Source organism: Streptomyces liliifuscus (assembly GCF_016598615.1).
GTDB classification, from domain to species: domain Bacteria; phylum Actinomycetota; class Actinomycetes; order Streptomycetales; family Streptomycetaceae; genus Streptomyces; species Streptomyces liliifuscus.
The window spans coordinates 4916916-4937291 of sequence record NZ_CP066831.1 but is presented as its reverse complement, the minus strand read 5'-3'; the positions used below and the strand labels follow the sequence as shown (position 1 = coordinate 4937291).

Here is a 20376-nt window from a genome sequence, read left to right as displayed (position 1 = left end):
TGGGGGAGGCGGATGCGGATGCGGCGATGGCGGCCGTGGCCGTGCTGCCGATGGGGCCGGTGGGGCCGGTCATGAAGTGGGGTCGCTTTCCGGGTGGGAGGTGGCAGGGCTCGTACGGGCTTGGACGGGCTCCTCCGCCGACGTCCCTCGGACGGCTTGGCGGAAACTGCTGAAGCGGGCGGCGCGGGTCATCACGTCGTCGGGCGCGGAGCCGGTGGCCTCCGGGGGGTAGAGGGCGCCGGAGCGGTCGGAACCGGCGGAGCCGTCATGGCTGTCGCGCGCGGTCGGGGGTCTGCTGCGGGAGCGCTGGGCCTCCACTTCGGCCTCTGCCTCGGCGAGGGTGCGGCCCCGGTGGCGCTTGGGGAGGCTGACGAGCGGGTCGGCGACCACCGGCTGGAGCGGGGAGCCGTGGGCCGGCACGGGCTCCGGGTCCAGGTCGGTCAGGGCGTGTGCGGCGGCGTACGACTCCTGGGGGCGGGGCCAGGGTTGGGGCTGGGGCCAGGACTGGGGCGCCGGGGCCGACGCCTCGGGCTCGTGACCGTGACGGGAGGCGTGGGCGTCGAGGGCGGCGTGGGTGTCGCGGATGTCGTGAGCGCCGTGGGTCCCATTGGTCTCATGGGTCCCATTGACCTCAGGGGCGTCGTGCGTGGCCGGAATCGGGACCCAGGCCACGGCCGGGCCGGGTGCCGAGGCAGGGGTCGAGGCCGGGTTCGCGGTGGGTACCTGGGGCACGGCCGGTACGTGGCTCGATGCCGATGCCGATGCCGATGCCGATGCCAGGTCCGGGTCCGACGCCGAAGCCCACGTCGGGGTAGGCGCCGGGGCCGAGGACGAGGCCGAAGACGAGAACGAGCCCCAAGCCGACGTCGGGCCAGCGACGCCAGTCGTCGAGGCCGGCGTCGGAGTCTCGGTGGGAGCCCAAGTCGGCGTCGGGGCGGCGCCAGTTGTCGAGGCCGGCGTCGGAGTCTCGGTGGAGGCCCAAGCCGGCGTCGAGGCAGCATCCGGAGCCGAGCCAGTCGCCGAAGTCGGCATCGAAGCCGAACCTGAAGCCGGCATCGAAGCCGACGTCGAAGCCGAAGCCGACGTCGAACCCGATGTCGGCATCGAACCCGAGGTCTGCGTCGAAGCCGCAGCCTGCGGCGGCGTCTGTGCCGCGGTCGACGCCGCGCTCGCCAGGATGTCCTGGGGGATGAGCACCAGCACACCCGTGCCGCCGCGCGCGGAGGGGCGGAAGGAGACCTTCAGGCCGTACTTGCGGGAGAGGCGGCCGACGACCGCGAGGCCGAGCCGGGTGCCGCTGAGGCCGCCGAGTTCCGCCTCCTCGCCGGAGACGGCGCGTTCGGCGCGGCGCAGCTGGACGTCGCCCATCACCAGCCCGCTGTCCTCCACGGAGATGATGACTCCGGCCGGAACCTCCTCTACGTAGACGTGCACTTCGGCCGTCGGAGGAGAGAAGTTCGCGGCGTTGTCGAGGATTTCGGCGAGTGCGTGCATCACGCCTTCGGCGGCGTGCCCGGCCACGGCGGCCTCGCTCGACGAGTGCACGCGTACGCGCTGGTAGCCGCTGATACGGCCCATCGCGCCGCGCAGGATCGACTCCATGACGATGGGCCGCGCCCAGCGGCGGCCCGAACGCGCGCCCGCGAGGACGGCGACGGAGTCGGCGAGACGGCCCGCCTGTGCGGTGCGGTGGTCGAGGTGGAGGAGGTCGGTGAGGACGTCCTCGTCGGCGTGCCGCTCCTCCATGGCGCGCAGGTCGGCCAGCATGCTCGTGGCCAGGGCCTGCAGCCGGCCCGCGGTGTTCGCGGCCGCCGAGATCGCGGCGGCGCGGTCGGTTCTCGCCTGCCGCAGTTCGTCGGCCACGCGCGCGTGCTCGGCGCCGAGGCGGATGCGCTCCCGGTCGAGTTCGGCGGCCAGACGGACCTTCTGGTGGGTGTTCTGCTCGGCGAGGCGGGCGCGTTCCCGCGTGTACTCGTCCGTCAGACGCGCGCGTTCGCGGGCCGACTCCTCGGTGAGGCGGGCGTGCTCCTGGAGCAGCCGGCCGGCCTCCTGGGACACCGCTTCGAGGCGGCGGACGAGTAATCGCGACGTCGCCGTGGCGCGGCTCGCCAGGGCGACGGCCGCGCAGAGCAGGACGACGGCCGCGCTGCCGCCCCAGGCGAGGGGCACGCGCACCGACGCGGGGGCCAGGGCGACCGCGGCGCCGACGGCGAGCGCCGCGGGTACGGCGGCCAGGAGCGGGGCGAGCACGACGGCACGCAGACGAGGTCGTTCCCCGCCGAGGTGTGCCGGAGACGGCCGATCCGGGGTGGGGCGCGCTTGCGGGGTGGGCGCGGTCATCAATCGTGTCCTCGGTCGTGTCCTGGGCGGGATGCGACACCTGGTGCTCAACTGGCGGTCACTATATGGGAGTTCGTGATCGGACCGGGCAGGATTCGTGCCCGCTTTCACAAGTCGTCCCCAATCCGGGGGCAGACCCTGCTTCGCGTGCCGGGGGTCACTGTCAGTGACGGGGGGCATTCTTGGAGGCATGACGGAAATGGATCTCGGGGAGCTGCGGTCGGAGCTGCGCAAAGCCGTGCGCGGAGAGGTCGCCTTCGACGTGACGGCGAGGGCGCTGACCACCATGGACGCGTCCAACTACCGGCGTGTGCCGCTCGGCGTGGTCGCCCCGAGAGACGCCGACGACGTCGCGGCGGCGCTGTCCGTCTGCTCCCGTCTCCGCGTGCCGGTCGTCGCGCGCGGTGGTGGTACGTCGATCGCGGGACAGGCGACCGGCACGGGTGTGGTGCTGGACTTCACCCGCCACATGAACCGGATCCTGTCCCTGGACGCGCAGGAGCGCACGGCCGTGGTCCAGCCGGGGGTCGTTCTGGACCGCCTCCAGGAGGCCGCCGCGCCGCACGGCCTGCGCTTCGGACCCGACCCGTCGACGCACAGCCGGTGCACGCTCGGCGGGATGATCGGCAACAACTCGTGCGGGTCGCACTCGGTGGCCTGGGGCACGACGGCCGACAGCGTGCGCGAGCTGTCCGTGGTGACGGCGAGGGGCGAGTTCCTGTCACCGGGCAGATCCTGGGCGGGCGCTCCGGAGGGGCTGCGGGCCCTGGTGGAGGGCGAGCTGGAGCGGCTGCGCACCGGCTTCCCGGACCTGCCCCGCCGTATCTCGGGGTACGCGCTGGACGCGCTGCTCCCCGAGAAGGGCGCCGACGTCGCCCGTTCCTTCTGCGGATCCGAGGGCACCCTGGGCGTGCTGACGGAGGCAGTCGTCGCCCTGGTCGAGGCCCCACGCGCGCGTGCGCTGGCCGTGCTGGCGTACGCGGACGAGAGCGCGGCGGCCGAGGCTGCGGCGGGCCTGCTGCCATGGGGGTCCCCCCGCGCGAGCGAAGCCGAGCGTGGGGGACGGCCGTTGACGGTGGAGGGCATGGCGGCCGATCTCGTACGGGCGGACGCCGGCCTGCCCAGGGGCGGTGCCTGGCTGTTCGTGGAGACGGGCGGCGGGACGGCGGCGGAGGCACGCGCGCGTGCGGACACGATCGTGCGCGCCGCGGACGTCGTCGACTCCCTCGTGGTCACCGACCCGGCCGGTCAGCGGGCCCTGTGGCGCGTCCGCGAGGACGCGAGCGGCACGGCGACGCGGATGCCGGACGGCACCGAGGCCTGGCCCGGCTGGGAGGACTGCGCGGTGCCCCCGGCCCGACTCGGCCCGTACCTGCGGGACTTCAGAGGGCTGCTGACCTCCCACGGACTGCGCGGCACGCCGTACGGGCACTTCGGGGACGGCTGCATCCACGTACGTATCGACTTCGACCTGCTCTCCCGCGAGGGCATCGGCCGCTTCCGCCGCTTCTCGGAGGAGCTGGCGGAGCTGGTGGTCGCCCACGGCGGCTCGCTCTCCGGGGAGCACGGCGACGGACAGGCCCGGGCCGAACTGCTCCCGAAGATGTACGGGGAGGAGATGGTCGCCCTCTTCGAGCGCGCGAAGTCGGTGTGGGACCCGGACGACCTGCTCAACCCGGGAATGCTGGTCCGGCCCGCCGCGCTGGACGAGAACCTGAGGTTCGCCGTGCTTCCGCGCGAGCCGGTGGACGTGGCCTTCGGCTATCCGCACGACGGCGGGGACTTCTCGGCGGCGGTCCGCAGATGCGTGGGCGTCGCCAAGTGCCGTACGGAGACGGCCGGTCCGGGCTCCGGCGTCATGTGCCCCTCCTTCCGTGCGACCGGCGAGGAGGAGCACTCCACGCGCGGGCGGGCCCGGCTGCTGCACGAGATGCTCGCGGGTGAGGTCGTCACCGACGGCTGGGCGTCCACGGAGGTCCGGGACGCGCTGGACCTGTGCCTGTCCTGCAAGGGCTGCCGCTCCGACTGCCCGGTCGGCGTCGACATGGCCACGTACAAGGCGGAGTTCCTGCACCACCACTACGCGGGCCGTCGACGACCGGCCGCGCACTATGCGATGGGGTGGCTGCCGGTCTGGCTCGGCACGGTGTCCCGCCTGCGCCTGGCCGGGCCGGTCAACTTCCTTGCTTCGGTACGTCCGTTGGCGGCCGTCGCCAAGCGGCTGGGCGGGATCGCGCCCGAGCGGGAGATTCCACGGGTGGCGGGGGAGACCTTCACCCGATGGTGGGGCCGCAGGGCCAGGGCGCGGGTACGGCGGGAAACGCGCGCGGGCGTCGCGTACGAAGAGCACCCGGACGGCCTGCCCAGGACGGTCGTTCTCTGGCCGGACACCTTCACGGAGTACCTGTCACCGTCCGTCGGAAAGGCGGCCGCACGGGTCCTGGAGGCGGCGGGGCTGAGAGTGCTGCCGTGGCCTCCGAGGGAGAAACGCCTTCTGCGGGTGCCGGGCATGGGCAGGTGGCTTCGGTGGATGCCGGCCGTGGGCGGGTGGCTTCGGTGGGTACCGGGCATGGGTGGGCGGCAGCAGCCGTGGGGCCGGGAGCCCGGCGACGGATTGTCGGGCGCTCCGAACCCGCGGACCGCCCCGAACTCGCCCACTGTTCCGGGCCTGTCGGCCGTCCCGAGCCGGTCAAGCGCTCCGGGCCCGCAGGACGCCCCGGGCCCGCAGGACGCCCCGGGCCCGCCAGTCGTCCCGAACCTGTCGGTCGGCCCGCGGGCGGCTCCCCGTGGCCGGGTCTGCTGTGGGCTGACCTATGTCTCGACGGGGCAGCTGGACCGCGCCCGCAAGGTGATGCGCCGGACCCTCGACCTGCTGCATCCGCTCGTGGACCCGTCCATCCCCGGGGAACCCCCGCCCATCGTCGTCCTCGAACCCAGCTGCGCCGCGGCCCTGCGTACGGACCTGCCCGAGCTGCTGCCCGACGATCCGCGCGCCCGGCGCGTGGCGTCGGCGGTCCTGACCTTCGCGGAGGCGCTCGAACGCCACGCCCCGCACTGGACCCCACCCCGACTGGACCGCCCTGTCGTCGGCCAGACCCACTGCCACCAGCACGCGATCCTCGGCGACGCCCCGGACCGCCGCCTTCGCACGGCAGCGGGCCTGACCGGGGAACTCTCCGGCGGCTGCTGCGGCCTGGCAGGCAACTTCGGCTTCGAGAAGGGGCACTACGAAGTGTCGGTGGCCTGCGCGGAGGAGCAGTTGCTGCCTGCGGTCCGGGCAGCCGGGGAGGAACCGGTGGTCCTGGCGGACGGCTTCTCGTGCCGCACCCAGCTGGAACAGTTGGAACAGCTCGGAGGCCGGAAGGGCAGACACCTGGCGGAGGTGCTGGCGGAGGGTCTCGACGACCCCGAGATCTAGGGACGCGCTCAGGCCCACTGCACGACCGCCGACGCGACCCGGTTCGTCGACCGTGGCAGGGACCAGCCGGGCCCCGCGCCGAAAAGGGCTGGACCGGATGACGCTCGGGCCAGTAGCTTCCAGGCGACCGTGACACCGCCCGAGGAGGTGAGACCCATGAACGCTGTATCGACGTGGGTGCTCCCCCTTCCCGTCACGGCCGGGCGATTGACGTAGGTGTCGCCGGGAGCGCCTTGCCAACGAGGCACTCCCGAAAGGCAACACCTATGCACTCTCCACACACCGCCGAGCCGTCGCCGACGGATCCGAATACGGATCCGAATACGGATATGGATGCGGATACGGATACGGCGACGGATCTGGATACGGCCACGTTCGACGTGATCATTGCCGGGTGCGGGCCGACCGGCGCGACGCTGGCCGCCGAACTGCGGCTGCACGATGTGCGGGTACTCGTCCTGGAGAAGGAAACCGAGCCCGCCTCGTTCGTCCGCATCGTCGGTCTGCACATTCGCAGTGTCGAGCTGATGGCAATGCGCGGACTGCTGGATCGCGTTCTCGAACACGGAAGAAAGCGTCCGGCCGCCGGATTCTTCGCCGCCATCCACAAACCCGCGCCCGAGGGCCTGGATTCCGCGCACGCCTATCTGCTGGGCATCCCGCAGCCGGTCGTCGTCCGCCTGCTCGAAGAGCACGCGATCGAACTGGGTGCGCGGGTCCGGCGCGGTTGTGCGGTGGCTGGTCTCGAACAGGACGACGAGGGCGTGACCGTCGACCTTGCTGACGGCGAGCAGGTGCGTGCGCGTTATCTCGTCGGCTGTGACGGCGGGCGCAGTACGGTACGCAAACTGCTCGGCGTCGGCTTCCCCGGCGAGCCCTCGCGGACCGAGACGCTTATGGGCGAGATGCAAGTGGGTGTGCCGCAGGAGGAGGTCGCCGCCAAGGTGGCCGAAATCGGCGGGACCAATCAGCGGTTCTGGCTCAGGCCCTTCGGCGAAAAGGCGTACAGCGTCGTAGTTCCCGCCGCGGGAGTCGGCGACCGCGCGGAACCGCCCACCCTCCAGGATTTCAGGCAGCAGCTGCGGGCGATCGCCGGAACCGATTTCGGCGTGCACTCCCCGCGCTGGCTGTCCCGCTTCGGGGACGCCACCCGGCTCGTCGAGCGTTATCGGGTCGGGCGGGTGCTGCTGGCCGGCGACGCGGCACACATCCATCCACCCGTCGGCGGACAGGGTCTCAACCTGGGCGTTCAGGACGCGTTCAACCTCGGCTGGAAACTGGCCGCACAGATCCGCGGCTGGGCGCCGGAAACGCTGCTGGACACCTACCAGGCCGAACGTCATCCGGTCGCCGAGGACGTGCTGGACAACACCCGCGCCCAGATGGAACTGCACTCCACCGAACCGGGCCCGCAGGCCCTGCGCAGGCTGCTCACCGAACTGATGGACTTCGACGAGGTGAACCGCCACCTGATCGAGAAGATCACCGCGATCGGCATCCGCTACGACTTCGGCGAAGGCCCCGACCTGCTCGGCCGCCGCCTGCGCGACATCGACGTGAGACAGGGCCACCTCTTCGGCCTGCTGCACCGAGGCCGAGGCCTGCTGCTGGACCGTACCGAACGCCTGACCGTCGGCGGCTGGTCGGACCGGGTCGATCACCTCTCGGATCCCACCGCGGCACTGGACGTTCCGTGCGTCCTGCTACGCCCCGACGGCCACGTCGCCTGGATCGGCGACGACCAGCGGGACCTGGACGACCACCTCGCCCGCTGGTTCGGCAGGCCCGCCAACTGATTCCGGCGCCGGGTCACCCAGGACATTTCACCGCGTCGTAAGCTGCAAAACTGTTGTACAGACCTGACTGAGTCCATTACCCTGGACCGGAAAGTCCACTACGATGCACTGCAACGTGCAACAGCTCTCGACCCGAACTTCCTGGACGGCCCCGTGAACATCCCCAGCGCTGACCGGTCCCCGTCGGTCGCCGACCCCACGGCCGCCGTCGCCGGGCCGGCCCCCGTGTCCGACCCGGGGGCCGGCCCGACGACCGGTTCGGCGGAGGGCTCGACGGGGAGCCCGGCGGACGGTCCGCGCGGGATCCGGGCCCTCGGCCCCGTGGGACTCGTGCTCGCCGGGGGCATCTCCGTCCAGTTCGGCGGCGCCCTCGCCGTGACGCTCATGCCGCGCACCGGAGCGCTCGGCGTGGTCACGCTGCGCCTCGCGGTCGCCGCGATCGTGATGCTCGTGGTCTGCCGCCCCAAGCTGCGCGGGCACTCGCGCGTCGACTGGGGGACCGTCGTCGTCTTCGGCATCACGATGGCCGCGATGAACGGCCTCTTCTACCAGTCGGTCGCCCGCATCCCGCTCGGCCCCGCCGTCACGCTGGAAGTGCTCGGCCCCCTCGTGCTCTCGGTGGTGGCCTCCCGCCGCGCCCTCAACTTCGTCTGGGCCGGCCTCGCCCTCGGTGGCGTCTTCCTTCTCGGCGGCGGAGGCTTCGACAGCCTCGACCCGGTCGGTGTCGCGTTCGCCCTGTCGGCCGGTGCGATGTGGGCCGCGTACATCGTCTTCAGTGCCCGTACGGGGCGGCGCTTCCCGCAGGCCGACGGGCTGGCGCTGGCCATGGCGGTCGCGGCCGTGCTGTTCCTGCCGCTCGGGCTCGTCGAGTCCGGCTCGAAGCTGCTGGATCCGACCACGCTCGCGCTGGGCTCGGCCGTCGCCGTCCTCTCCTCCGTGCTCCCCTACACCCTCGAACTCCTCGCCCTGCGCCGCCTGCCCGCCTCCACCTTCGCCGTCCTCATGAGCCTCGAACCGGCCGTCGCGTCCATCGCCGGCTTCCTGGTCCTGAGCCAGACCCTGTCCATGACAGAGGCCCTGGCGATCACACTCGTCATCGCGGCAAGCATGGGGGCGGTACGAACCCAGGTGGGCCGGGGCAGGGCCAAGGGGCTCGACTCCTAGACGCGCCGCCCCGCCGGTGAGGGGCCTGCCCCGGCCGCAGACCGACGGGCTTCTCTCCGCCCGGCGGGCTTCCCCTCGACCGGCAGGCTTCTCCCCAGCCGGCGGGGTTCTCTCCGACCGATGGGCTTCTCCCCGACCGACGGGCGCCAGTCGGCGGGCTCCTCCCCGGCCGACGAGGGTTCCCTCCGGCCGATGCGCTTCTCCCCGGCCCCGACTCCGACTCCGACTCCGACTCCGGCCCCGACTCCGACTCCGTCCCCGGCTCCGGCCCCGGCCCCGGCCCCGGCTCCGGCCCCGGCCCTGACTCCGGCCCCGGCCTCCGCCCCGGCTCCGGCCCCGGCCTCCGCCCCGGCTCCGGCCCCGGCCTCCGCCCCGGCTCCGGCCTCCGCCCCGGCTCCGGCCCCGGCCTCCGCCCCGGCTCCGGCCCCGGCCTCCGCCCCGGCTCCGGCCCCGGCCTCCGTCCCGGCCCCGCCTCCAGACCTGCCCTCCGCCATCCCGGTTTCAATAATCCAAGCACGCTTGATTGTTTCTTCGGTCGCTGCCATGCTCCTGGGCACACCGCGCCGCACACCGCCGTGTCCGAGGGGAGCGCATCGTGACCGATCCGACGCCCGTGTTCGACGACCTGCGCGACGAGAGCGAGGAACTCGACCGGCTGGTGGGGGAGTTGAGCGAGGACGCCTGGGCGCTCGCGACCCCGGCGGTGGGCTGGACCGTCGCCCATCAGATCGCGCATCTCACCTGGACCGACCGGTCGGCGCTGCTCGCGGCGACCGACCTGGCGGCCTTCGGGGCGGAGGTGGAAAAGGCGCTCGCCGCCCCGGACCGGTTCGTCGACGAGGGTGCCGAGGAAGGCGCCGGACTGCCGCCCGAACGGCTGCTCGCCGAGTGGCGCGCGGGGCGCGACGCCCTGCACAAGGTGCTGTGTTCGGCACCCAGAGGAGTGCGCTTCCCCTGGTACGGGCCGCCGATGTCCGCCGCCTCCATGGCGACGGCCCGGCTGATGGAGACCTGGGCCCACGGCCAGGACATCGCCGACGCGTTGCATGTGATGAGGCCACCCACCGACCGGCTGCGGCATGTGGCGCGCATCGGGGTGCGAGCCCGGAACTTCGCCTTCGGGGTACAGGGGCTGGACGCGCCGGAGGAGGAGTTCCGGGTCGAACTGACGGCACCCTCCGGCGACGGCGCGCTGTGGACGTACGGCCCCGAGGACGCGACCCAGCGCGTCACCGGCCCCGCCCTCGACTTCTGCCTGCTCGTCACCCGGCGGGCCCACCGCGCCGATCTCGCCGTACGGGCGCAGGGCCCCGACGCCGACCGCTGGCTCGACATCGCGCAGGCCTTCGCGGGTCCGCCCGGCACCGGCCGCGCACCGAAGGGGGCCACGGGATGACCGGCTCAGGGGTCCGTTCCACGACAGGATCAACACCGGCCCCTGTGGCCAGTACCCTCCGTATCGGCAACGCCTCCGGCTTCTACGGCGACCGGTTCGACGCGATGCGCGAGATGCTCACCGGCGGCCCCCTGGACGTCCTGACCGGCGACTATCTCGCCGAGCTGACCATGCTCATCCTCGGCCGCGACCGCCTCAAGAACCCGGCAGGCGGCTATGCGCGCACCTTCCTGCGGCAGTTGGAGGAGTGTCTCGGGCTCGCGCACGAGAAGGGCGTACGCATCGTCGCCAACGCCGGCGGCCTCAATCCGGCCGGACTCGCCGACGCCGTACGGGAGTTGGCCCAGCGGCTCGGCATCCCGGCGCGGGTGGCGCACGTCGAGGGCGACGACCTCACCGCACGCCATCCCAAGAGCCTCGCCGCGCACGCCTACCTGGGCGGCGAAGGCATCGCCACCTGCCTCCGCGAGGGCGCGGACATCGTCGTCACCGGCCGAGTCACCGACGCCGCCCTGGTCACGGGACCGGCCGCCGCCCACTTCGGCTGGGCACCGGACGCGTACGACCGGCTCGCGGGTGCCGTCGTCGCCGGGCACGTCCTGGAGTGCGGCACGCAGGCCACCGGCGGCAACTACGCCTTCTTCGCCGAGCACGACCCGGACCGCCTGCACCACCCGGGCTTCCCCGTCGCCGAACTCCACGAGGACGGCACGAGCGTCATCACCAAGCACGACGGCACCGGCGGCGTCGTCGACCTCGGCACGGTCACCGCCCAGCTCCTGTACGAGACGTCCGGCGCCCGGTACGCGGGCCCCGACGTCACCGCGCGTCTCGACTCGGTCCGGCTCACCCAGGAGGGCCCCGACCGGGTACGGATCGACGGTGTGCGCGGCGAGGCCCCGCCGCCCACCCTCAAGGTCGGGCTCAACCGGCTCGGCGGTTTCCGCAACGAGGTCGTCTTCGTCCTGACCGGGCTCGACATCGAGAAGAAGGCCGCGCTCGTACGGGCCCAGCTGGAGACCGCGCTCATGGCGGCCAAGTCCCGCCCGGCCGACGTCCGTTGGGAACTCGCCCGCACCGACCAGCCCGACGCCCCCACCGAGGAGACGGCCAGCGCCCTCCTCAGGCTCGTCGTCCGCGACCCCGACCAGGACATGGTGGGCCGGACCCTCAGCGGAGCCGCCGTAGAGCTGGCGCTCGGCAGCTACCCCGGATTCCATGTGTTGGCGCCACCCGGAAAGGGCGCGCCCTATGGGGTCTTCGAGGACGTGTACGTCCCCCATGGCGACGTGGACCATATGGCCGTCCTCCACGACGGGCACCGGATCCATGTGATGCCGGCCCAGGACACCCGCGTACTGGAGCCGCCGGCGGAACCCCCGCTGCCGGAGCCACTGCCCGAACCCCCGGGATCGACCCGCCGCGCCCCCCTCGGCCTCGTCGCCGGAGCCCGCAGCGGCGACAAGGGCGGCAACGCGAACGTCGGCGTCTGGGTCCGCACGGACGACGCCTGGCGCTGGCTGGCGCACACCCTCACCACCGACCGGTTCCGCGAACTCCTACCGGAAACCGCCGACCTGACCGTCGTACGGCACGTCCTGCCGAACCTGCGCGCCCTCAACTTCGTGGTGGAGGGCGTTCTCGGCGAGGGCGTCGCCGCCCAGCACCGTTTCGATCCGCAGGCCAAGGCCCTCGGCGAATGGCTGCGCTCCCGCCACCTCGACATCCCGGAGGTACTGCTGTGACGGTCCTGGCGTCCGCGCTGGACACCGCCTCCCCGGACTACGCCGCCCATCGCGAGGCCATGCTCGCCAAGCTCACCGAGCTGGACGCCGAGCATGCGAAGGCCCTCGCGGGCGGCGGCGAGAAGTACGTCGCCCGGCATCGAAAGCGCGGCAAACTGCTCGCCCGCGAGCGCATCGAGCTGCTCCTCGACCCCGACACACCGTTCCTGGAGCTGTCGCCGCTCGCCGCCTGGGGGAGCGACTACGCGGTCGGCGCCTCGCTCGTCACCGGCATCGGGGTCGTCGAGGGCGTGGAGTGCCTGATCACGGCGAACGACCCGACCGTGCGCGGCGGTGCCAGCAACCCCTGGAGCCTGAAGAAGGCGCTCAGGGCGAACGACATCGCGCTCGCCAACCGTCTGCCCTGCATCAGCCTCGTCGAGTCCGGCGGCGCCGACCTGCCCTCCCAGAAGGAGATCTTCATCCCCGGGGGCGCCATCTTCCGTGACATCACACGGTTGTCGGCGGCCGGCATCCCGACCGTCGCGGTCGTCTTCGGCAACTCGACCGCGGGCGGCGCGTACATCCCCGGCATGTCCGACCACGTGATCATGGTCAAGGAGCGGGCGAAGGTCTTCCTCGGCGGTCCGCCTCTCGTCAAGATGGCCACCGGGGAGGAGAGCGACGACGAGTCGCTGGGCGGCGCCGAGATGCACGCGCGCGTGTCGGGCCTCGCCGACTACTTCGCCGTCGACGAGCAGGACGCCCTGCGGCAGGCGCGGCGCGTCGTCGCCCGTCTCAACCACCGCAAGGCGTACGGCGATCCGGGCCCGGCCGCCCCGCCCAAGTACGACGAGGACGAACTCCTCGGCATCGTCCCCGGGGATCTGCGCACGCCCTTCGACCCCCGCGAGGTCGTCGCGCGCCTCGTCGACGCCTCCGACTTCGACGAGTTCAAGCCGCTGTACGGGAGCAGCCTGGTCACCGGTTGGGCGACCCTGCACGGCTACCCGGTCGGCATCCTCGCCAACGCCCAGGGCGTGCTGTTCAGCGAGGAGTCCCAGAAGGCGGCCCAGTTCATCCAGCTGGCCAACCAGCGGGACATCCCGCTCCTCTTCCTGCACAACACCACCGGCTACATGGTCGGCAAGGAGTACGAGCAGGGCGGCATCATCAAGCACGGCGCGATGATGATCAACGCGGTGAGCAACAGCCGCGTGCCCCATCTCTCCGTGCTCATGGGCGCGTCGTACGGAGCCGGGCACTACGGCATGTGCGGCCGCGCCTACGACCCCCGCTTTCTCTTCGCCTGGCCCAGCGCCAAGTCCGCCGTCATGGGCCCCCAGCAGCTCGCGGGCGTCCTGTCGATCGTCGCCCGGCAGTCCGCCGCCGCGAAGGGGCAGCCCTACGACGAGGACGCCGACGCCGCCCTGCGCGCCATGGTCGAGCAGCAGATCGAGTCCGAGTCCCTGCCGATGTTCCTGTCCGGGCGGCTGTACGACGACGGGGTCATCGATCCCCGCGACACCCGCACCGTCCTCGGCCTGTGTCTGTCCGCGATCCACACGGCGCCCTACGAGGGCGCACGCGGCGGCTTCGGCGTCTTCCGGATGTGAGAGGTCCCATGATTTCGAGTGTGCTGGTCGCCAACCGGGGCGAGATCGCCTGCCGAGTCTTCCGAACCTGCCGTGAGTTGGACATCCGAACTGTCGCCGTCTACTCGGACGCCGACGAGAACGCCCTCCACGCGCGCGTGGCCGACGCCGCGGTACGCCTGCCGGGATCGACACCCTCCGAGACGTATCTGCGCGGCGAGCTGATCGTGAAGGCCGCGCTGACGGCCGGCGCGGAGGCCGTGCACCCCGGGTACGGCTTCCTGTCCGAGAACGCCGACTTCGCGCGGGCCGTCCTCGACGCGGGCCTGGTCTGGATCGGCCCGCCGCCCGAGGCGATCGAGGCGATGGCCTCCAAGACCCGTGCCAAGGAGCTGATGGCGGCCGCCGGGGTGCCGTTGCTCGCCCCCCTGGACCCCGACGCGGTGACCGGGGCCGATCTGCCGGTCCTGGTGAAGGCGGCGTCGGGCGGCGGCGGCCGCGGCATGCGGATCGTCCGCGAACTCGCCGACCTCAAGGGCGAGTTGGAGGCCGCGTCGGCCGAGGCCCGGAGCGCCTTCGGGGACGGCACGGTATTCGTCGAGCCGTACGTCGAGCACGGACGCCATGTCGAGGTGCAGATCGTCGCCGACACCCACGGCACCGTATGGGCCTACGGCACCCGCGACTGCTCCCTCCAGCGCCGCCACCAGAAAGTGATCGAGGAGGCACCCGCGCCCGGCCTCGCCCCTGGTGTCGAGGAACGCCTGCACTCCGCGGCGACGGCCGCCGCCCGCACGATCACCTACGCGGGCGCGGGCACCGTCGAGTTCCTGGTCTCCGGGGACGACGTCCACTTCCTGGAGATGAACACCCGCCTCCAGGTCGAACACCCGGTCACGGAGGCCGTGTTCGGCATCGACCTGGTCGCCCTGCAGCTGAGCGTCGCCGAGGGAGCACGACTGGACGGCGAACCACCGCAGCCGTCCGGCCACGCGGTGGAGGCCCGCCTCTACGCCGAGGACCCCGCCCGGAACTGGGCCCCGCAGACCGGCACCCTGCACCGCCTGTCCGTACCGGGCATCCGCCTGGACACCGGCTACGAGGACGGCGACACGATCGGCGTCCACTACGACGCCATGCTCGCCAAGGCCGTCGCATACGCCCCCACGCGCGCGGAGGCGATCCGCCGACTGGCCGGAGCTCTGGAGCGGGCCACGATCCACGGCCCGGTCACCAACCGCGACCTCCTCGTACGCTCCCTGCGCCACGAGGAGTTCACGACGGCCCGCATGGACACGGCGTTCTACGACCGCCACCTGGCCGACCTCACCACGGCCGCCCCGGACCCGTACGCCCCTCTGGCCGCCGCCCTCGCGGACGCCCACGGCCGCTCCCGGTTCGGCGGCTGGCGCAACCTGCCCTCCCGGCCCCAGACCAAGCGCTACGCCTCGGCGGACGGCGAACACGAGGTCCACTACCGGCACACCCGCGAGGGCCTGACCGCAGACGGCGTCCGCGTGCTGAGCGCCGCCGCGGATCTCGTCGTACTCGAAATCGACGGCGTACGCCGGAAGTTCGACGTCACCCGCCACGACGACCGCGTCTATGTGAACACCACCACGCTCACCGCGCTGCCCCGCTTCCCGGACCCCACCGCCCAACAGGCCCCCGGCTCCCTCCTGGCCCCCATGCCCGGCACGGTCGCCCGAATCGCAGACGGCCTGACCACAGGCTCCGCCGTAAAGACCGGTGACCCCCTCATCTGGCTGGAGGCAATGAAGATGGAACACAAGATCACAGCCCCGACAACAGGCACGCTCACGGCCCTCCATGCCGCCCCCGGCCAACAGGTGGAGGTGGGCGCCTTGTTGGCGGTCGTCCAGCAAGAGGCGCCCCTTTAGAGGCGTCGAGACCGGCTGCTTCTAGGGGCGCGGGGAACTGCGCGACAAGCCACAACGAACCCGCACCCTCCACACAACAGGACACCCCTCCCCCTGAGGAGCCCCATGACAACCGTCCTCGAAACAGACGAACACAAGGCCCTCCGAGCAGCCGTGGCGGCCCTCGGCAACCGCTACGGCCGCGAATACCTCACCAAGGTCATCGCCGCCGGCGCCCACCCCGACGAACTCTGGTCAGAGGCAGCCAAGCTGGGCTACCTGGGCGTCAACCTGCCGGAGGCATACGGCGGCGGAGGCGGCGGCATCGCCGAACTCTCCATCGTCCTGGAGGAGTTGGGCGCCGCGGGCTGCCCCCTCCTCATGATGGTCGTCTCCCCGGCCATCTGCGGCACAGTGATCGCCCGCTTCGGCACGGACGACCAGAAACAGGACTGGCTCCCGGCCCTGGCCGACGGAACCCGCACCATGGCCTTCGGCATCACCGAACCCGACGCCGGCTCCAACAGCCACCGCATCACCACGACCGCCCGCCGGGACGGCACCGACTGGATCCTCACCGGCCGCAAGGTCTTCATCTCCGGCGTGGACATCGCGGACGCCACGCTCATCGTCGGCCGCGCGGAGGACGCCCGTACGGGCAAGCTCAAGCCCTGCCTGTTCATCGTCCCGCGCGACGCCCCCGGCTTCGAGCGGCGGCAGATCGACATGGAACTGCACGGCGCGGAGAAGCAGTTCGAGCTCACCCTCGACGACGTACGGCTGCCCGCCGACGCACTCGTCGGAGACGAGGACGCGGGCCTGCTGCAGCTCTTCGCGGGCCTCAACCCCGAGCGCATCATGACCGCGGCCTTCGCGATCGGCATGGGCCGCTACGCCCTCTCCAGGGCCATCACCTACGCCCGCGAACGCACCGTCTGGAGGGACCCGATCGGCGCCCACCAGGCCATCGCCCACCCCCTGGCGCAGGCGCACATCGACCTGGAACTCGCCCGTCTGATGATGCAGAAGGCGGCCTTCCTGTACGACTCCGGGGACGACGCGGGAGCCGGAGAGGCCGCCAACATGGCCAAGTACGCGGCCGGCGAAGCCTGTGTGAAAGCGGTCGACCAGTCCGTGCACACCCTCGGCGGCAACGGCCTGACCGGCGAGTTCGGCCTCGCGTCCCTCATCACGGCATCCCGGGTGGCCCGGATCGCGCCCGTCAGCCGGGAAATGATCCTCAACTACGTCTCGCACCAGACCCTGGGCCTGCCGAAGTCCTACTAGCACTATCTCCTCTACAACTTCCGGCTCCTGGAAAGGGCCCGCCATGGTGTTCCGCAGCGAGTACGAAGACGTCCCCGCCGTCGAAGAACCCATCCACGAGGCGGTGCTGGGCCGCGCCGCCTCCCGGGGCGACACCCCCGCGCTGATCGACGGCGTGGACGGGATGACCCTCACCTACGCCCAACTCGACACGTTCCACCGGCGGATCGCCGCCGAACTCGCCGACCTCGGCGTCGGCAAGGGGGACGTGCTGGCGCTGCACAGCCCCAACACCGTCGCGTTCCCGGTGGCGTTCTTCGCCGCCACGCGCGCGGGGGCGTCGGTCACGACCGTGCATCCGCTCGCCACGCCCGAGGAGTTCGCCAAGCAGCTGCGGGACTGCAAGGCCGAGTGGATCGTCACCGTGTCACCGCTCCTCGACACGGCCCGTACGGCGGCCGAACTCGCGGGCGGCGTACGGGAGATCTTCGTCTGCGACCAGGCACCCGGACACCGCTCGCTGCTCGACATGCTGGGCTCCACGGCCCCCGAGCCGGAGATCGACATCGACCCGGTGGAGGACGTGGCGGCCCTCCCGTACTCCTCCGGGACGACCGGTGTCCCCAAGGGCGTGATGCTCACCCACCGGAACATCGCCACCAACCTGGCGCAGCTGTCGCCCACCATGCCGATGGGCCCCGGCGACCGTATCCTCGCCGTCCTGCCGTTCTTCCACATTTACGGGCTCACCGCGCTCATGAACGCGCCGCTGAGGCAGGGCGCCACCGTCGTCGTACTGCCGCGATTCGACCTGGAGACGTTCCTCGCGGCCATCGAGAAACACCGCATCACGGGCCTGTACGTGGCCCCGCCGATCGTCCTCGCCCTCGCCAAGCACCCGGCCGTCGAGGGCTACGACCTGTCGTCCCTGGAGTACATCATCAGCGCGGCCGCGCCCCTGGACGCCGAGCTGGCGGAGGCCTGTTCGCGCAGGCTGGGACTGCCGCCCGTCGGCCAGGCGTACGGCATGACGGAACTGTCGCCCGGCACACACGTCGTACCCCGGGACAGCGTGAACCCGCCGCCCGGAAGCGTCGGAAAACTCATCCCAGGCACCCAGATGCGCATCGTCTCCCTCGACGACCCCGCCAAGGACGTCGGCGTCGACGAGCGCGGCGAGATCGTCATCCGCGGACCGCAGGTCATGAAGGGCTACCTCGGCCGCCCCGAGGCGACCGCCGCGATGATCGACGAGGACGGCTGGCTGCACACCGGGGACGTCGGGCACGTCGACGCGGGCGGCTGGCTGTACGTCGTCGACCGCGTCAAGGAACTCATCAAGTACAAGGGCTTCCAGGTGGCCCCCGCCGAACTGGAGGCCCTCCTGCTCACCCACCCGGGCATCGCCGACGCCGCCGTCATTGGGGTCTACGACAGCGACAACAACGAGCGCCCGCACGCGTACGTGGTGCGTCAGCCGGCCGCGGAGGACCTCACCGAGGACGAGGTCATGGGGTACGTCGCCGAGCGCGTCGCCCCGTACAAGAAGATCAGGCAGGTCGTCTTCATCGAAGGCGTGCCCAGGGCGGCCTCCGGCAAGATCCTGCGGCGGGAACTGAGGGAGCGCGCATGACGGTGGTACGACGGGCGCACGAGCGCGGGATCACCACCCTCGCGCTCGACGCGCCCGAGCGGCGCAACGCCCTCTCCGCCCAGCTGGTGGGGGAGCTGGCGGACGCGCTCACGGAGTGCGGCAAGGACGGCGACGTACGAGCCGTCGTCCTCACCCACACCGGCAACACCTTCAGCGCGGGCGCGGACCTGCGCGACCCGCCGGACCCGGACGTCCTGGTCGCCCTGCTGCGCCAGATCGTCGAACTGCCCAAACCCGTCGTCGCCCGCGTCACAGGCCATGTGCGCGCGGGCGGCCTCGGACTGCTCGGCGCCTGCGACATCGCCGTGGCCTCCCAGGAGGCCACGTTCGCCTTCACGGAGGTACGCATCGGGGTCGCCCCGGCCGTGATCTCGCTGCCCCTGCTGCCGCGGCTCGACCCGCGCGCGGTGGCCCGCTACTACCTCACCGGGGAGAAGTTCGACGCGGACGAGGCCGCCCGGATCGGCCTCGTCACCGCGGCGGGCGAGGACGCCGACGACGTACTCGCGCCCGTGCTCGACGGACTGCGGCGATCCTCCCCGCAGGGGCTCGCCGAGACGAAACGGCTGCTCACGGCTAAGGTGCTGGACACCTTTGACCGGGACGCGGCCGACCTCACCGCGCTCTCGGCCCGGCTGTTCTCCTCCGCGGGGGCCCGCGAGGGAATGACGGCCTTCCTCGAACGACGGGATCCCTCATGGGTGTGGTGAACGGCGGCGCGACGACCGGTGGCGCGACGACGGACGGCGCGACGACCGGCAGCGTGGTGAACGGCGGCGTGGTGAACGGCGCGCCGCCGGTCGAGCGCGTCCCCAAGCAGGACCGCAGCCGGGCCACCCGGCAGCGCCTCCTCGAAGCCGCGGTCGCCTGCCTCGCCGAACACGGCTGGGCGGGCTCCACGGTCTCCGTCGTCGCCGAACGCGCCGGCGTCTCCCGGGGCGCCGCCCAGCACCACTTCCCGACCCGCGAGGACCTCTTCACGGCAGCCGTCGAGTACGTCGCCGAAGAACGCTCCACCGCCCTGCGCGACCTGTTCCCCGACGGCCCCACGGACCGCCACGCGGTCGTCGCCGCCCTCGTCGACCTCTACACGGGCCCCCTCTTCCGCGCCGCCCTCCACCTCTGGGTGGCCGCCTCCAACGAGGAGCAACTACGGCCCCGCGTAACGGAGTTGGAGGCGCGCGTCGGCCGCGAGACCCACCGCATAGCCGTGGAGCTCCTGAACGCCGACGAAACCCGCCCCGGCGCCCGGGAGACCGTCCAGGGCCTCCTCGACATGTCCCGGGGCCTGGGCCTGGCCAACCTCCTCACGGACGACAAGGCCCGCCGCGAACGAGTGGTCGCCCAGTGGTCGGAGATCCTCGACGGGGTGCTGGGCTGAGGGCCCTTCCGGGAGAGCCGAGGGGCGTTGTCAGTGGCGGCGCGTAGCGTTCGAGACCGGTGGCGGATCGGTGACAGCGGGGGCAGCGGCATGGGGGACCACTTCCAGACGGTCGTGGACGTCGACGCGACGGCGGACGAGGCGCGGGCGCTCGCGGCACGGGTCGTGGAGTGGCTGGTCGCGGAGGGGATCGTGCTCGGCGAGCGCACGGACTGCGTGCTTGGGCAGCCGCTCGGACATCCGCCTGGGCCGAACTGGCGGCGCGCGGTGGAGGAGTCCCCGGACTGGGATCCGTGGGACGGTCTCGCCGTGCACACCGGGCGGACGGTCTTCGACAGCGGCCAGGGCGGCCCCGAGTCCGTCACCTGCCCCCGCTGCAGGGCGACGACTCCACTGAGCGGCGAGACCTACGACGAGCCCTACGACGAGGACTACGAGGCTTCCGGGGAGAGCCGGGCGGGCGGGGCGGACTCGGACGGGGCGGACTCCGGCGAGGACGAGCCGGAGAACGGCGGATGGCCCAACTTCGCCGCCGCGATGGGCACCTGGCACGAGACCGGCGCGGCGACCGTCGACTGCCCCGCGTGCGCCCGTCCCGTCGCCCTCACGGACTGGATCTGGGAGGACGACTACTACGCGTTCGGCCATCTCGGCCTGGAGTTCTGGAACTGGCCGGAACTAAGGCCGGACTTCATCCAGGAGATATCCCGCCTGCTGGGCGGCCACCGCACGGGCCACGTCTGGGGCAAGCTCTGACCCGGA

The 20376-nt window shown here is 72.2% G+C and carries 13 protein-coding genes; 12 read left to right on the top strand and 1 reads right to left on the bottom strand.

Features of this window, described 5'->3' with window-relative positions; all coding sequences use genetic code 11:
* Positions 1–69: 69 nt before the first annotated feature.
* On the bottom strand, positions 70–2340 hold the full coding sequence (locus JEQ17_RS50085; RefSeq protein ID WP_234048295.1) for an ATP-binding protein: 2271 nt from the start codon (positions 2338–2340) through the stop codon (positions 70–72).
* Between the two features lie 190 nt (positions 2341–2530).
* Between JEQ17_RS50085 and JEQ17_RS20790 the strand changes: the two genes are divergently transcribed.
* The 12 genes from JEQ17_RS20790 to JEQ17_RS20730 all read left to right on the top strand — a co-directional run bounded on the left by JEQ17_RS20790 (position 2531) and on the right by JEQ17_RS20730 (position 20370).
* Entirely contained in the window at positions 2531–5758 is a 3228-nt protein-coding gene (locus tag JEQ17_RS20790; protein ID WP_234048294.1) for an FAD-binding and (Fe-S)-binding domain-containing protein, read from the top strand.
* A 329-nt stretch (positions 5759–6087) separates the two neighbouring features.
* A complete protein-coding gene (rox, locus tag JEQ17_RS20780; protein WP_407700070.1) occupies positions 6088–7554 on the top strand; it encodes a rifampin monooxygenase in 1467 nt (488 codons plus the stop codon).
* A 153-nt stretch (positions 7555–7707) separates the two neighbouring features.
* A complete protein-coding gene (locus JEQ17_RS20775) occupies positions 7708–8718 on the top strand; it encodes an EamA family transporter (protein WP_407700069.1) in 1011 nt (336 codons plus the stop codon).
* 595 nt (positions 8719–9313) lie between these two features.
* Positions 9314–10114: a TIGR03084 family metal-binding protein gene (locus JEQ17_RS20770; RefSeq protein WP_200396637.1), complete on the top strand. Its 801-nt coding sequence runs from the start codon at positions 9314–9316 to the stop codon at positions 10112–10114.
* On the top strand, positions 10111–11859 hold the full coding sequence (locus JEQ17_RS20765; protein ID WP_200396636.1) for an acyclic terpene utilization AtuA family protein: 1749 nt from the start codon (positions 10111–10113) through the stop codon (positions 11857–11859). Before JEQ17_RS20770 ends, JEQ17_RS20765 begins: the two co-directional genes overlap by 4 nt.
* Positions 11856–13454 carry an acyl-CoA carboxylase subunit beta gene (locus JEQ17_RS20760; RefSeq protein ID WP_200396635.1) on the top strand — a complete coding sequence of 533 codons (1599 nt, stop codon included), beginning with the start codon at positions 11856–11858 and terminating at the stop codon, positions 13452–13454. Before JEQ17_RS20765 ends, JEQ17_RS20760 begins: the two co-directional genes overlap by 4 nt.
* A gap of 8 nt (positions 13455–13462) precedes the next feature.
* A complete protein-coding gene (locus JEQ17_RS20755) occupies positions 13463–15334 on the top strand; it encodes an acetyl/propionyl/methylcrotonyl-CoA carboxylase subunit alpha (protein ID WP_200396634.1) in 1872 nt (623 codons plus the stop codon).
* A 105-nt stretch (positions 15335–15439) separates the two neighbouring features.
* Positions 15440–16600: an acyl-CoA dehydrogenase family protein gene (locus JEQ17_RS20750; protein WP_200396633.1), complete on the top strand. Its 1161-nt coding sequence runs from the start codon at positions 15440–15442 to the stop codon at positions 16598–16600.
* A gap of 46 nt (positions 16601–16646) precedes the next feature.
* Entirely contained in the window at positions 16647–18212 is a 1566-nt protein-coding gene (locus tag JEQ17_RS20745; protein WP_200401619.1) for a 4-coumarate--CoA ligase family protein, read from the top strand.
* On the top strand, positions 18209–18943 hold the full coding sequence (locus JEQ17_RS20740; protein ID WP_200396632.1) for an enoyl-CoA hydratase family protein: 735 nt from the start codon (positions 18209–18211) through the stop codon (positions 18941–18943). The genes JEQ17_RS20745 and JEQ17_RS20740 overlap by 4 nt, the downstream gene beginning before the upstream one ends.
* Positions 18931–19614: a TetR/AcrR family transcriptional regulator gene (locus JEQ17_RS20735; protein WP_234048293.1), complete on the top strand. Its 684-nt coding sequence runs from the start codon at positions 18931–18933 to the stop codon at positions 19612–19614. Before JEQ17_RS20740 ends, JEQ17_RS20735 begins: the two co-directional genes overlap by 13 nt.
* A gap of 90 nt (positions 19615–19704) precedes the next feature.
* Positions 19705–20370 (top strand): hypothetical protein, encoded by a 666-nt coding sequence (locus tag JEQ17_RS20730; protein WP_200396631.1) that lies wholly within the window; start codon positions 19705–19707, stop codon positions 20368–20370.
* The last annotated feature ends 6 nt before the right edge of the window (positions 20371–20376 follow it).

Bases quoted from the DNA above. Each gene is read 5' to 3' on its own strand.
- JEQ17_RS50085 (WP_234048295.1), bottom strand. From the start codon at position 2,340: ATGACCGCGCCCACCCCGCAAGCGCGCCCCACCCCGGATCGGCCGTCT.
- JEQ17_RS20790 (WP_234048294.1), top strand. From the start codon at position 2,531: ATGACGGAAATGGATCTCGGGGAGCTGCGGTCGGAGCTGCGCAAAGCC.
- rox (WP_407700070.1), top strand. From the start codon at position 6,088: ATGGATGCGGATACGGATACGGCGACGGATCTGGATACGGCCACGTTC.
- JEQ17_RS20765 (WP_200396636.1), top strand. From the start codon at position 10,111: ATGACCGGCTCAGGGGTCCGTTCCACGACAGGATCAACACCGGCCCCT.
- JEQ17_RS20755 (WP_200396634.1), top strand. From the start codon at position 13,463: ATGATTTCGAGTGTGCTGGTCGCCAACCGGGGCGAGATCGCCTGCCGA.
- JEQ17_RS20750 (WP_200396633.1), top strand. From the start codon at position 15,440: ATGACAACCGTCCTCGAAACAGACGAACACAAGGCCCTCCGAGCAGCC.
- JEQ17_RS20740 (WP_200396632.1), top strand. From the start codon at position 18,209: ATGACGGTGGTACGACGGGCGCACGAGCGCGGGATCACCACCCTCGCG.
- JEQ17_RS20735 (WP_234048293.1), top strand. From the start codon at position 18,931: ATGGGTGTGGTGAACGGCGGCGCGACGACCGGTGGCGCGACGACGGAC.
- JEQ17_RS20730 (WP_200396631.1), top strand. From the start codon at position 19,705: ATGGGGGACCACTTCCAGACGGTCGTGGACGTCGACGCGACGGCGGAC.